Source organism: Salipiger bermudensis (genome assembly GCF_019801965.1).
Lineage (GTDB): Bacteria > Pseudomonadota > Alphaproteobacteria > Rhodobacterales > Rhodobacteraceae > Salipiger > Salipiger bermudensis_A.
In genome coordinates this window covers 512089-524904 of sequence record NZ_JAHVIA010000001.1, presented here as the reverse complement: position 1 = coordinate 524904, position 12816 = coordinate 512089, and the positions used below count along the sequence as shown (strand labels likewise).

The window sequence follows — 12816 nt, the reverse complement described above, 5'->3', positions numbered from 1 at the left end:
ATACGCAACCGGCAAAGGCGCTAGGCGGTGCCGGTGCTGCGTCCGATGTTCTGCGCCGCAGCGACCCGCTCGGCATAGCCGCGGGCCCAGTCGGCGAGCTGGTCGGCGGGCATTGGCCGCGCGATGCCGAAGCCCTGCACGTGGTCGCAGCCGAGCTGCGCCAGCAGCGCGTGCTCGGAGACGCTCTCGACGCCTTCGGCCACCGTCTCGAGGCCGAGCCGGTCGGCGAGGCCGAGCACGGCGGCGAGCATGCGGCGCTGCTCCTCGTCGCGGTCGACCCGGGTGACGAAGCTGCGGTCGATCTTGAGCCGGTGGACGGCGAAGCGGCGCAGCGCGGTGATCGAGGCGTGGCCGGTGCCGAAATCGTCGAGGTCGATCTGGCAGCCGAGCTGCGACAGCGCGGTGATGTTGCGCGCGACAACGCCTTCGGGCGCGTCGGCGATCACCGTCTCGAGCACCTCGACGCCAAGCCGCGAGGCGGGAAGGCCGAAGCGGTCGAGCTCCCATTTCAGGCGGGTGACGAGGCGGGGATTGCGTAGCTCGACATCGGAAAAGTTCACGCTGACCCGGGGAATAGCGAGCCCGGCCTGATCCCAACCGCGCAGCGCCGAGAGGCTGTGATCGAGCATCACCTCGCTCAGCCGGTCGAGCTGGCCGGCCTCTTCGAGCGCGGTGAGGAACTCGTCGGGCGGGACGATGCCGCGTTCCGGGTGCAGCCAGCGCGCCAGTGCCTCGACGCCGCTGATCGCTCCCGTCGAGGTGCAGAGCTGGGGCTGGAACCAGGGCCGGATCTGGCCCTTGGCCAGCGCCCGCTCGACCTCTTCGAGCAGCGTCCTGCGGGCGCGGCGCTGGGTTCGCATGCTTTCTGACCAGGCCCTCACCGCCGAGGGGCCGTTGGCCAGGGCTTCGGTCAGCGCGGTGGCGGCGGCGTCGATCAGCTGGGCGCCGCCGGCATGGCCGCGCAGCCGTGTCGAGCTGCAAAAGCCGATGGCGACGGTGAGAAAATGGGTCCCGCCCTCGGTTTCGGCCGGCTCCTCGAGGGCGCGCTGCATCCGTTCGGCCATCGTCAGCAAGGCCTCGAGATCGAGCCGCAGCGACGGGCCGAGCAGCACCAGGAAGCGCGAGTCGCCGATGCGGGCGACCCGGTCGCCACGGCGCAGCTGCCCGCGCAGGCGCTGCAGCAGGCTCTCGCGCAGTTCCTGCACGGCGCCCTCGCCGGCGCGCCGGCGGATCGCGTCGAGCCCCTCGGCCTCGACCATGATGCAGGCGGTGGCGAGCTTGGCCGCGGTGGCGCGAGACAGCATGTGGTCGGCGAGGCCCTCGGCGGTGGGCGCATCGATGAGATCCGGCAGCGGCCGATCGAGATCGAGCCCGCCGGGCGCCTCCTGCCCGGCGACCGCGTAGAGCACGGGCAGCCCGATCGCGATGGCGATCAGCGAGATCTCACCGCCGATCCAGAACGCCGCCAGCGTCAGCGCCGGCAAGAAGGCCAGCATGTGATTGCCATGCAGCCACCGCGCGAGCCGGGCGTGGTGCCGCATCAGTGCGGCCCGCAGCATCGGTCTCATCGCCTGCCTCCTTCTTGCCGTGGTCGGCAGGGGCAGGACTAGCGCACGGAGGTAACTCCGGACTTAACGCAAATCGGGGATACCGTCGTCTTCGCCGCTTTTCGCAGCGACATCGCGCATCAGCCCGGTGAAATCGAAGAGCTTGGGGTCGAGCATGTGGGAGGGGCGGATGTTCATCAGCGAACGGAACATCACCTGGCGCCGGCCGGGGCTGTTCTTTTCCCATTGGTCGAGGATCTGTTTCACCTGCTGGCGCTGCAGACCGTCCTGGCTGCCGCAGAGATCGCAGGGAATGATCGGGTAGTTCATCGCGCGGGCGAACTTCTCGCAATCGACCTCGGCCACATGCGCCAGCGGGCGGTAGACGAAGAGATCGCCCTCCTCGTTGACCAGCTTCGGCGGCATGGTCGCGAGGCGGCCGCCGTGGAACAGGTTCATGAAGAAGGTTTCGAGGATGTCATCGCGGTGATGGCCCAGCACCACCGCCGAGCAGCCTTCCTCTCGGGCGATTCGGTAGAGATTGCCGCGCCGCAGCCGCGAGCAGAGCGCGCAGTAGGTCCGGCCCTGGGGCACCTTGTCGACGACGATCGAGTAGGTGTCCTGGTATTCGATCCGGTGCGGCACCTGCATGTCCTCGAGGAATTTCGGCAGCACCGTCGCCGGGAAGCCCGGCTGGCCCTGGTCGAGGTTGCAGGCCAGAAGCTCGACCGGCAGCAGCCCGCGCCATTTCAGCTCGTGCAGCACCGCGAGCAGGGTGTAGCTGTCCTTGCCGCCGGACAGGCAGACCAGCCATTTCGGCACGCTGCCATCCTCGCGGCGCTCGACCATGCCATATTGCTCCACCGCCTCGCGCGCGTGCTGCACGATGCGCTTGCGCAGCTTCTTGAACTCGGTGCTCTTGGGAGCGCCATAGAACAGCGGGTGGATATCGTCGGCATCATCGAACATGGGCTGGCAGATACGCGGGGAATGCGTCTCAGGCAAGAGCGCTGCTGGAACGCGGCGGGCCCGGGCGGCGTTGTGCGGGACATGAGCGAAGGAGGATCCCATGAAAACCGCAACCCTGCTGCTCGCAGCAGTCACCGCCACCGGCCTCGCCGCTGGCGCCCAGGCCCAGGACGCGATGGGCGGCGAGTCGCCCGGAGCGCTGGCCATGCTCAAGGACACCAACGGCGCGACCGTCGGCATGGCCGAGCTCTACGAGACCGCCGAGGGCGTCCTGATCCGCGTCGAGGCGGATGGGATCCCGGAAGGCTGGCACGGCTTCCACCTGCACGAGACCGGCGATTGCTCGGCGGCGGACTTTACCTCCGCCGGCGGTCACTACGCGCCGGAGGGCAAGGCGCATGGCCTGCTCTCGGGGGAAGCGCCGCATGCGGGCGACCTGCCCAACGTCTACGCGACGGCCGACGGCCATGTCGCGGCCGACATGGCAAGCACCGCGCTGACGCTTCAGGGCGGCGAGGCCCCGATCCTCGATTCGGACGGCTCGGCCTTCATCATCCATGAAGGCCCCGACAGCTACGGCGACGAGGCGGGGGCCGGGGCGCGCATTGCCTGCGGCATCGTCGAGGCGGCGTCCTGACGCGCTAGTCGCGCTTTCGCGGTTCGGGAACGTTGTCGATTCCCGAGCCGCCCCACGGGTGGCAGCGCAGGATGCGGCGCGCGGCAAGCAAGCTGCCCTTGAACGCACCGTGCTTTTCCAGCGCCTCCATCGCGTAGGCCGAGCAGGTCGGCTGAAAGCGGCAGCCGTGGCCGACCCAGGGCGAGAAGACCAGACGGTAGAACCGCACGGGTAGGGCCACGATATGGGCCAGCGGGCTCACTTCGACGGGCCGTGAATCTTGCGCAGGGCGTATTCCAGATCCTTGATCAGCAGTTCGAACGGGCGCTCGGCGGTGGCATCGCGGCGACCGATCAGCACGTAATCCCAGCCCGGAACGCCCTTCGCGGGCAGCGTCAGCCGCGCGACCTCGCGCATCCGGCGCTTGGCGCGGTTGCGGGCCACGGCATTGCCGACCTTCTTGGAACAGGTGAAGCCCACGCGCACCGTGTCGGAGCCGTCGCCACGCTCGCGCGCCTGCACCAGCATCGCGTTGGCTGGCTGGCGCCGGGCGCGCGCGGCGGCGAGGAACTCGGGCCGCTTGCACAGGGTCTCGATCTTGGCAGGGGTGTCTTCGCTCATTCCAGGGCTTTCAGGTCACGCGTTGCAGGCATTGCCATAGGATCACTGCCGACAGATCACGACGAAAAGCCGCTCCGGACGCATCCGAAGCGGCTTTTCTGTCGATCCATGCGTCCCGCTTCGCCAAGGCGAAGCGTGCGGCTCAGGCGCTGAGCTGCTTGCGACCGCGGGCGCGGCGCGCATTCAGGACCTTGCGGCCCGCCTTGGTTGCCATGCGGGCGCGGAAGCCGTGACGGCGCTTGCGAACCAGGTTCGACGGCTGAAAGGTGCGTTTCATCGCGCTCTACTCCGTTTCTCGGGCAGCCCGGGACGGATTCGCCGGGCCATGTCATTCGAAGCCCGTCCTATAGGGAGGTGAGGGCCGCATGTCAAACCTCTATCGTGCCGGTCTGCAACATTCGGGCGCGGGGCAGGGCGGGTGCCTCTCCATATGTTACAGTTTGGGCGCGGGGAGGTCAAAACCCCGGCTTTCCCGTCACCCGCGATCAAGGCGGCGTGAGAGGGCTGTTGCGATGCGACCGCCTGACGCATCTTGAAGGCCATGACCGACACGCACCAGACCCGAGAGGCTGACATGGCCGAGACGCCGAAGCGCAGCCTGACCCGCCACCTGCCGCTGGCGATTATCCTGATCGTCGCCGTCACCGGCTTCTTCACGCTGCGCGACTACCTCAGCTTCGACACGCTGAGCGACAATCGCGAGGCGCTGCTGGCCCTGCGAGACCAGCATTACCTGCTGATCGCGGGGGGATTCCTGCTCGCCTACATCGCCATCGTCGCCTTCTCGCTGCCCGGCGCGGCGGTGGCCTCGGTCACCGGCGGGTTCCTCTTCGGGCTCGCCGCCGGCACGGTGTTCAACGTGCTGGCCGCCACCGTTGGCGCGGTGCTGATCTTCCTCGCCGCCCGCGCCGGGCTCGGTGCGGCGCTGGCCGAGAAGATGGACGCCTCCGACGGCAAGCTCTCGCGGCTGCGCGAGCGGCTGCGCGAAAACGAGATCAGCGTGATGTTCCTCCTGCGGCTGGTGCCGGTGGTGCCGTTCTTCGTCGCCAACCTTCTGCCGGCGCTGGTGGGCGTGCAGTTCCGCAACTTCGTGCTGACCACCGCCCTGGGAATCATCCCCGGCGCGTTGGTCTTCACCTCGATCGGTGTCGGCGTGGGCGAGGTCTTCGACCGCGGCGAGGCGCCGGATCTGAGCCTGCTCTGGGCGCCGCAGATCCTCCTGCCGCTTTTGGGCCTTGCGGCCCTGGCGGCGCTGCCGATGCTGATCAAGGCCGCGCGCGGCAAGCCTGAGCTTTGAGGGAATAGAGTGATGAAGACGGATCTTCTGGTGATCGGCGCGGGCTCTGGCGGGCTTTCGGTGGCCGCGGGCGCGGCGCAGATGGGCGCCTCGGTGGTGCTGCTCGAGCGCGGCGAGATGGGAGGAGACTGCCTCAATTATGGCTGCGTGCCCTCGAAGGCGCTGATTGCCAGCGCCGCGCGGGCCTCCTCGATGGCCCATGCCGCGCCCTTCGGTGTGGCCAGCGTGACGCCGCAGGTGGATTACGCCGCCGCACAGACCCACGTGGCCGAGACCATCGCCCGGATCGAGCCGATGGACAGCCAGGAGCGATTCGAGGGCTTCGGCGTCACGGTCATCCGCGAGCATGGCCGCTTCATCTCGCCCACAGAGGTGCAGGCGGGCGCCCATGTCATCTCGGCCCGGCGCATCGTCATCGCGACCGGCTCCTCTCCCTTCGTGCCGCCGATTCCCGGGCTCTCTGACGTGCCCTACCTCACCAATGAGACGCTCTGGCAGCTGCGCGAGCAGCCCGAGCACCTCGTGATCATCGGCGGCGGGCCCATCGGGCTCGAGATGGCGCAGGCGCATCGCCGGCTCGGCAGCCGGGTGACGGTGATCGAGGCGCAGACCGCGCTTGGCCGTGAAGACCCGGAGATGGCCGCCATCGTGCTCGAGGAGCTGCGCGCCGAGGGCATCGAGATTCTTGAGGAGACGCAAGCGCAGCGGGTGCGCGGCAGCGCCGGCGCCATCGCGGTCGAGACCTCGGCAGGTGAGATCCACGGCTCGCACCTTCTGGTGGCGGTGGGGCGCAAGGCCAATCTCGCCGGGCTCGGCCTCGACAAGGCGGGGATCGAGACCACCAAGGCGGGCATCAAGATCGACGAGGGGCTGCGCACGACCAACCGGCGCGTCTATGCCATCGGCGACGCGGCGGGCGGGCTGCAGTTCACCCATGTGGCGGGCTATCACGGCGGGCTGATCGTGCGGAACGCGCTTTTCGGCCTGCCGATCAAGGTCAGGCCCGAGATCCTGCCGCGCGCCACCTACACCGCGCCCGAGCTGGCGCAGGTCGGGCTCACCGAGGCCGAGGCGCGGGTCGCATATGGCGACAGGCTCGAGGTCGTGCGGCTGCCCTACCAGCACAACGACCGCGCCATCGCGCAGCGCCAGACCACCGGGCTGCTCAAGGTGATGGTGGTGAAGGGGCGGCCGGTGGGCGCCTCGATTGCCGGTGCGCAGGCGGGCGAACTGATCGGGCTCTGGTCGCTCGCGATCGGCTCGAAGCTCAAGATGAGCGCCATTGCAGGCATGGTTGTGCCCTATCCCACCATCGCAGAGCTTAACAAACGCGTCGCGGGAACCTATTTCTCTCCCCGTCTGTTTGAAAACGAAACAGTGAAAAGAATTGTAAGACTGGTGCAGCGCTGGCTGCCCTGACGGGACAAGCAGTACTCTAGATGCTCAACTCTCTTTCCGGCCGCTTCCTGATTCTCACGACGGTGTTCGTGATGCTGGCCGAGGTGTTGATCTTCGTGCCCTCCGTCGCCCGCTTCCGCGCCGACTATCTCACCGACCGTCTCGAGCGGGCGCAGATCGCCTCGCTGGCGCTGCTGGCCGATGACATGCTCGACCCCGATCTCGAGCGCGAGCTGCTGGCCAATGCCGGGGTCTACAACGTCGCCCTGCAGCGCAATGCCACGCGCGAACTGATGCTGTCCTCGGAGGTCCCGGGGCCGGTGGCCGAGAGCTTCGACCTGCGCGAAGCAGGGCCGGTCGTGCTGATGCACGATGCCATCGCGCGGCTCCTGAGCCCCGAGCCCGAGGTGATCCGGGTTCTGGGCTACCCGTCGCGGCAGGCGGGCCAGCTCATCGAGATCACCATGGAGGCCGGGCCGCTGCGCAGCGCGATGCTCGATTACGGCCTGCGCATCCTGATGCTCTCGGCGGTGATCTCGGTGATCACCGCGCTGCTGCTGTTCCTCGCGGTGCGGCGGCTGCTGGTGCGCCCGATCAAGGGCGTCGTCGGTCACATGATCCGCTTCGCCGAGGCGCCGGAAGATGCGCGCCGGATCATCAAGCCCTCGGCCAGCGTCAAGGAGCTGCGCGAGGCCGAGGAGGCGCTGCAATCGCTGCAGACCCAACTCGCCGCCTCGCTGCGGCAGAAGGAGCGCCTGGCGCAGCTTGGCGGCGCGGTGGCGCGGGTCAGCCATGACCTGCGCAACATCCTGACCTCGGCGCAGCTCTTCACCGACCGCATCGAGATGTCGGAGGACCCGTCGGTTAAGCGCATGGCGCCGAAGCTGGTGGGCTCGATCACCCGCGCGGTCTCGCTCTGCGAGAACACGCTGGCCTTCGGCCGCGCCGAGGAGCCGGCGCCGGTGCTGACGCAGTTCAACCTCGCCGAGCTGGTCAACGAGGTGCTCGAGGCCGAGCGGCTGGCGATCGACGAGCACGACGTTTCGCTGTCGGAGGATATCCCCGCCACGTTGAAGATGCGCGGCGACCCGGAGCAGGTTTACCGCATCATCGGCAACCTCGTGCGCAACGCGCGGCAGGCGATCACCGGCACCGGCCAGCCGGGCGAGATCAACGTCGCGGCCTGGGCGGGCGATACCGAATGGGTGATCGAGGTGACCGATACCGGCCCCGGCCTGCCGCCGAAGGCGCGCGAGCACCTTTTCCAGCCGTTTCAGGGCGGCGTGCGCAAGGGCGGGGCGGGGCTGGGCCTCGCCATCGTCGCCGAGCTGGTGCGCAATCACGGCGGCCAGCTGCGGCTGGCGCGCTCGGACGAGACCGGAACCTGTTTCGAGATCCGTCTGCCGATGGGAGAAATGGGCTGAAGGAAATTTCTCAGAAAAACGCATTTCCCCCCCTTGCGCATCTTCGCGGGTAAGTCTAAACCCCGCCTCCACGGACCGATAGCTCAGCTGGATAGAGTACTTGACTACGAATCAAGGGGTCGGGGGTTCGAATCCTCCTCGGTCCGCCAGTTTCCGGAAAGCCCGCTGCATAGCGCAGCGGGCTTTCTTATTTTCCGGATGTGAAAATAATGACTTAGGCCGCTCTCGGGCGTTGGCGGAGCCGCTGTGAGCGGGCGGGCAGGGGCGTTGCCCTGCCGCGCCGCGGGCGCCTATTCCGCCGCGGCGGCCTTCGGGGTGTCGCTGCGCAGCATGCGCCAGCCCATGACCCCGAACAGGATCGTCACCAGCGGGTTGAGGATGTTGAAGAAGGCGAAGGGCAGGTAATTGACCGTCGCCACGCCCAGCGTCGCCGCCATGTAGGCGCCGCAGCTGTTCCACGGCACCAGCGCGCTGGTCACGGTGGCCGAGTCGCCCACCGCGCGCGACAGCACCACCGGCGCCAGCCCCATCTTGCGGAAGGCGCGCTGGAACAGCTTCCCGGGCAGCACGATGGCGATGTACTGGTCCGAGGCGAGGATGTTGGTCCCGAGCGCCGCCGCCACCAGCGCGCCGATCAGCTTGCCGGTGGTGTCGGCGGCCTTCAGCACCGGCGCCAGCACCCGGTCGAGCGCGCCGATCTTGTCGACCACGCCGCCGAACGACAGCGCGCTCAGAATCAGCCAGATGGTGATCAGCATGCTTTCCATGCCGCCCCGGCTCAGCAGCTGGTCGAGCCCGGGTGAGCCGGTGTCGGAGACGAAGCCCGAAGCCAGCGCCGTCCAGACGCCCTTGATCATCTGCAACGCGTGCGGGAGGCCAGTGTCGTCGGCCGCGGCGGCGACGCTGTCCGGGCTGATGATCACCGCGACGATGCCGCCCGCCAGCGCGCCGACGAAGATCGTCAGGAAGGGCGGCACCCGCGCCACGGCAAGGCCCAGCACGAGGATCAGCGGCACGAAGGGGATGAAGCCGACGTTGAAATTCGCCGCCAGCCCCTCGGTGATGGCGCTGGCATCGAACTCGCCCGGCGCCCCGAGAAGCCAGAACACCACGAGGCAGACCAGCAGGGTGGGGACCGAGGTCCAGAGCGTCTCTATGATGTGGTCGTAGAGCTTGGCCCCGGCGGCGGCGGTGGCGAGGTTGGTGGCATCCGAGAGCGGAGAGGACTTGTCGCCGAAATAGGCGCCCGAGATGATCGCCCCGGCGGTGATCGCCGGGTTCAGCCCCATCTGCGCGGCGACCCCCATGAGGCCGATGCCGATGGTGCCGGCCACCGTCCAGGAGCTGCCGATGACCAGCGCCGTGGCGGCGCAGATCAGCACCACGGTGAAGTAGAAATAGTCCGGCGACAGGATCTGCAGCCCCCAGTAGACCATCGCCACCAGCGTGCCGCTCATCGCCCAGGTGCCGATCAACGCTCCCACTGCCAGCAGGATGAACAGCGCCGTCAGCCCGGTGTTGACGCTGGCGATGGCAGCCTCGCGCATCTCGTCGAAGCTGTGGCCGCAGCGCAGCCCGACCATCGCGGCAATGACCGCCGCCAGCATCAGCGCAATCTGGTTCGCGCCGAGCGCTGCCTCGTCGCCGTAGAGCCCGTAGGCGGCCGCAAGCATGGCGACCAGTGCAACGATCGGGACCAGCGCCCAGAGCATCGTCGGCGCGCGGGGTTCAGGGCGTTCCGTGGCGGGCATCTGTGGGTCGGTCAAACTGTCGGTCTCCGTCTTGCATGGCCCTCCGCATCGCTGCGGACTGCGCCCCGGCGGCCCCGGAGCGCGGCGTCTGGGCGGCGCGGTTCAGAGCGGGTGGGTGTTGCGAATCTACCGACAGTTTCAACGCGCTGGCTATGGCCTCGATCAAATTTTGCGACCTCCAAGGCCCCGACGTGTCGGCGAGATAACGTCTTTTCCCGTTCGCGGTCAGCAAATTAGCGCGCTTGGCGCGGTTTTCGGTTACAACTTAAAGGAGATTCGAGTGTTTACGCTCAGTCAACTTTATATTTATCATGATAAATTGACCTGGATCATGTCGGTGTTCAGATTGGAGAGGTTAAATGCATTCAGAATTAATGATGATTCTATCCCCCAAGACACAACCAGAAAGGTAGGACGATGTCGAAGTTCCGGTTCCCCACCGCCTTCACCATTCTCTTCGTCCTGATCGCAGTTGTCGCAGCACTAACCTGGGTCATCCCCGCCGGTGAATATCTCCGTGAGATGAACGAGGGTCTCGGAGCCATGGCTCCCGTGCCCGGCACTTACGAACAGGTCGAACCCAACCCGCAAGGGATCATCTCCGTGATCCTTGCGCCCATTGCAGGCATGTACGATCCCGGCCTGCTCGGATCCGCCTCCAGCGCAGCCATCGACGTGGCCTTCTTCGTGCTGATCATCGGCGGCTTCCTGATGGTCGTCACCAAGACTGGCGCGATCGACGCCGGCATCGGTGCCCTGCTCAACAAGCTCGAGGGCAAAGAGCACCTGATGATCCCGATCCTGATGCTCGCCTTCGCCTTTGGCGGCACCAGCTACGGCATGGCCGAGGAAACCCTCGCCTTCTATGCCCTGATCATCCCCGTGTTCATCCGCGCAGGCTATGACTCGCTGACAGGTGTCGCCGTGATCATGCTGGGCGCCGGCATCGGGACGCTGGGCTCCACCTTCAACGCCTTCGCCACCGTGGTGGCCTCCCAGGGCGCCGGTATTCCCTTCACCTCGGGCATCGTGCTCCGCGTCGTGATCCTCGCCGCCTCGCTCGCCGCCGGTATCTTCTACGTGATGCGCTACGCCGCCCGCGTCAAAGCCGATCCCTCCAAGTCCGTGGTCGCAGACATGGCCGCCGTCAACCGCAGCCACTTCCTCAAGGCCTCCGCCGAGGGCGATGCCCTCCCGTCCCTGAGCGGTGTGCGCGCCGCGATCCTCGCCCTGTTCGGCCTGACCTTCGTGGTGATGATCTACGGCGTCGTCGCGCTCGACTGGTGGATGGGCGAAATGGCCGGCCTGTTCCTGGCAATGTCCATCGTCGTGTGGTTCGTGTCGAAGTTCGACAAGGGCACCTCCATGGACGAGAAGACCTTCGTCGACACCTTTGTCGAAGGCGCCCGTGACCTGCTTGGCGTTGCCCTGATCATCGGTGTGGCCCGCGGTGTCGTGGTCATCATGGATGCCGGCCGCATCACCGACACGATCCTGCACTCCGCGGAAGGCGTGGTCTCCGGTCTCAGCGAGTTCCTCTTCATCAACGTGATGTTTGGAATCCAGCTCCTGATGTCCTTCCTCGTCCCGTCCTCCTCCGGCCTTGCCACCCTGACCATGCCCATCATGGCCCCGATGGCAGACTTCGCAGGCGTCGGTCGTGACCTGGTCGTCACCGCCTACCAATCGGCAAACGGTCTCGTGAACCTGTTCAACCCGACCTTCGCCGTCGTCATGGGTGGCCTTGCCATCGGACGGGTCTCCTATGACCGCTGGCTGCGCTTCGTGCTGCCGCTAGTGATCGTCCTGGCCGTGATCATCATGGCTCTCCTCAGCGTCGGCGCCGTGATCAGCTGACCTGACCAGATCAACCCGGCGGCCGCGCCAGGCCGTGGCCGCCGACCCCGATCTTTCTAATTCTACGGAGAAATTAAGATGGAATTTGGTGTTCATTCCGAAGTTGGAAAACTCCGCAAGGTCATGGTCTCGCGCCCGTCGCTCGCCCATGAGCGTCTGACCCCCCGCAACTGCCAGGAACTTCTGTTCGACGATGTGCTCTGGGTCGAACAGGCCCGCATCGATCACGCCGATTTCGTCAGCAAGATGAAGGCCCGCGGCGTCGAGGTTTTCGACATCCAGGACGTGCTTGCCGAGGCTTTCGAACAGACCGACGACGCCCGCCCCTTCATCCTCGACCGCCTCATCACCCCCAACCTCTGCGGCCCGGGCCTGGCCCGCTACATGCGCCCCTGGCTGGAAGAGATGGCCCCGCGCGACCTCGCCCGCCAGCTGATGGGCGGCATCATCGTCGACGATCTGCCCGACTCGCAGGTGCGCCGCGATGCCCGCATCACCCTGGGCCACACGGACTTCATCATCCCCGCCGTGCCCAACGCCCAGTTCCAGCGCGATCCCTCCTGCTGGATCTACAACGGGGTCACGGTGAACCCGATGTTCTGGCCGGCCCGCCAGCCGGAAACCCTGTTCCAGCGCACGGTCTACAAATTCCACCCGATGTTCCGCGACGCGGATTTCAAGATCTGGTGGGGCGACAGCGACGAGAACTTCCAGGCCGCATCGGTCGAAGGCGGCGACGTCATGCCGATCGGCAACAAGACGGTCTTCATCGGCATGGGCGAGCGCACCACCCGCCAGGCGGTGACCCAACTGGCCCAGACCCTGTTCGACCAGGGCGCGGTGGAGCGCGTGGTGGCCTGCATCATGCCCAAGTCGCGCGCCGCGATGCACCTCGACACGGTGTTCTCCTGCCTCGACGTCGACAAGGTCACGGCATTCATGGAGGTGGCAAGCCAGATCCGCTGCTTCTCCGGCCGGCCCGGAAATGACGGCAAGACCGTCATCTCGGAGGAAAGCGGCTCGATCTTCGATGTCTACAAGGACGTGATGGGCGTCGAGGACCTGCAGATCGTGGCCACCGGTGGTGACGATTTCCAGGCCGAACGCGAGCAATGGGACGATGGCAACAACGTCGTCGCGCTCGAGCCCGGTGTCGTGGTCGGCTACTCGCGCAACACCTTCACCAACAAGAAGCTGCGCGCCGCCGGTGTCGAAGTCATCGAGATCAACGGCCAGGAGCTTGGCCGCGGTCGTGGGGGTGGTCACTGCATGACCTGCCCGCTGCTCCGCGATCCGGTCTGAACCAACCTTCCCAATCCCAATTCCTCAAACGCGA

At 66.9% G+C, this 12816-nt stretch carries 12 protein-coding genes and 1 tRNA gene; 7 read left to right on the top strand and 6 right to left on the bottom strand.

What is annotated here, in order from left to right; translation table 11 throughout:
* Positions 1-20: 20 nt before the first annotated feature.
* On the bottom strand, positions 21-1568 hold the full coding sequence (locus KUV62_RS02535) for a GGDEF domain-containing phosphodiesterase (protein ID WP_222602098.1): 1548 nt from the start codon (positions 1566-1568) through the stop codon (positions 21-23).
* 63 nt (positions 1569-1631) lie between these two features.
* Complete coding sequence (gene ttcA, locus KUV62_RS02530; RefSeq protein ID WP_222602097.1) at positions 1632-2516, bottom strand: tRNA 2-thiocytidine(32) synthetase TtcA; 885 nt, start codon at positions 2514-2516, stop codon at positions 1632-1634.
* A 100-nt stretch (positions 2517-2616) separates the two neighbouring features.
* Between ttcA and KUV62_RS02525 the strand changes: the two genes are divergently transcribed.
* On the top strand, positions 2617-3153 hold the full coding sequence (locus KUV62_RS02525; protein WP_222602096.1) for a superoxide dismutase family protein: 537 nt from the start codon (positions 2617-2619) through the stop codon (positions 3151-3153).
* Between the two features lie 4 nt (positions 3154-3157).
* On the opposite strand, the gene yidD is transcribed toward KUV62_RS02525, so the two are convergent.
* From yidD to rpmH, 3 genes are all read right to left on the bottom strand, one after another.
* Complete coding sequence (gene yidD, locus KUV62_RS02520) at positions 3158-3394, bottom strand: membrane protein insertion efficiency factor YidD (RefSeq protein WP_222602095.1); 237 nt, start codon at positions 3392-3394, stop codon at positions 3158-3160.
* Positions 3391-3753: a ribonuclease P protein component gene (gene rnpA, locus KUV62_RS02515; RefSeq protein ID WP_222602094.1), complete on the bottom strand. Its 363-nt coding sequence runs from the start codon at positions 3751-3753 to the stop codon at positions 3391-3393. Before rnpA ends, yidD begins: the two co-directional genes overlap by 4 nt.
* Before the next feature lie 142 nt (positions 3754-3895).
* Positions 3896-4030, bottom strand: a complete 135-nt coding sequence (gene rpmH, locus KUV62_RS02510; RefSeq protein ID WP_076623372.1) for a 50S ribosomal protein L34 — start codon at positions 4028-4030, stop codon at positions 3896-3898.
* 264 nt (positions 4031-4294) lie between these two features.
* Here rpmH and KUV62_RS02505 point away from each other — a divergent pair, with 264 nt between their 5' ends.
* From KUV62_RS02505 to KUV62_RS02490, 4 genes are all read left to right on the top strand, one after another.
* The gene (locus tag KUV62_RS02505) at positions 4295-5050 is read left to right on the top strand and encodes a TVP38/TMEM64 family protein (protein ID WP_222602093.1); all 756 of its coding nucleotides are present in this window, start codon (positions 4295-4297) and stop codon (positions 5048-5050) included.
* Between the two features lie 12 nt (positions 5051-5062).
* The gene (locus tag KUV62_RS02500) at positions 5063-6469 is read left to right on the top strand and encodes a dihydrolipoyl dehydrogenase family protein (RefSeq protein WP_222602092.1); all 1407 of its coding nucleotides are present in this window, start codon (positions 5063-5065) and stop codon (positions 6467-6469) included.
* Between the two features lie 20 nt (positions 6470-6489).
* The gene (locus tag KUV62_RS02495; protein ID WP_222602091.1) at positions 6490-7872 is read left to right on the top strand and encodes a sensor histidine kinase; all 1383 of its coding nucleotides are present in this window, start codon (positions 6490-6492) and stop codon (positions 7870-7872) included.
* Between the two features lie 72 nt (positions 7873-7944).
* A tRNA-Arg gene (locus KUV62_RS02490) sits at positions 7945-8021 on the top strand.
* Between the two features lie 141 nt (positions 8022-8162).
* Here KUV62_RS02490 and nhaC read toward each other — a convergent pair.
* Positions 8163-9638 (bottom strand): Na+/H+ antiporter NhaC, encoded by a 1476-nt coding sequence (gene nhaC / locus KUV62_RS02485; RefSeq protein ID WP_222602090.1) that lies wholly within the window; start codon positions 9636-9638, stop codon positions 8163-8165.
* 402 nt (positions 9639-10040) lie between these two features.
* Between nhaC and KUV62_RS02480 the strand changes: the two genes are divergently transcribed.
* On the top strand, positions 10041-11480 hold the full coding sequence (locus KUV62_RS02480) for a YfcC family protein (RefSeq protein WP_222602089.1): 1440 nt from the start codon (positions 10041-10043) through the stop codon (positions 11478-11480).
* Between the two features lie 78 nt (positions 11481-11558).
* A complete protein-coding gene (locus KUV62_RS02475; protein ID WP_222602088.1) occupies positions 11559-12782 on the top strand; it encodes an arginine deiminase in 1224 nt (407 codons plus the stop codon).
* Positions 12783-12816 lie beyond the last annotated feature (34 nt).

Coding starts and splice junctions, on each gene's coding strand:
- ttcA (WP_222602097.1), bottom strand. CDS start 2,516: ATGTTCGATGATGCCGACGATATCCACCCGCTGTTCTATGGCGCTCCC.
- rnpA (WP_222602094.1), bottom strand. CDS start 3,753: ATGAGCGAAGACACCCCTGCCAAGATCGAGACCCTGTGCAAGCGGCCC.
- KUV62_RS02500 (WP_222602092.1), top strand. CDS start 5,063: ATGAAGACGGATCTTCTGGTGATCGGCGCGGGCTCTGGCGGGCTTTCG.
- KUV62_RS02525 (WP_222602096.1), top strand. CDS start 2,617: ATGAAAACCGCAACCCTGCTGCTCGCAGCAGTCACCGCCACCGGCCTC.
- KUV62_RS02480 (WP_222602089.1), top strand. CDS start 10,041: ATGTCGAAGTTCCGGTTCCCCACCGCCTTCACCATTCTCTTCGTCCTG.
- KUV62_RS02505 (WP_222602093.1), top strand. CDS start 4,295: ATGACCGACACGCACCAGACCCGAGAGGCTGACATGGCCGAGACGCCG.
- KUV62_RS02495 (WP_222602091.1), top strand. CDS start 6,490: ATGCTCAACTCTCTTTCCGGCCGCTTCCTGATTCTCACGACGGTGTTC.
- KUV62_RS02535 (WP_222602098.1), bottom strand. CDS start 1,568: ATGAGACCGATGCTGCGGGCCGCACTGATGCGGCACCACGCCCGGCTC.
- KUV62_RS02475 (WP_222602088.1), top strand. CDS start 11,559: ATGGAATTTGGTGTTCATTCCGAAGTTGGAAAACTCCGCAAGGTCATG.
- rpmH (WP_076623372.1), bottom strand. CDS start 4,030: ATGAAACGCACCTTTCAGCCGTCGAACCTGGTTCGCAAGCGCCGTCAC.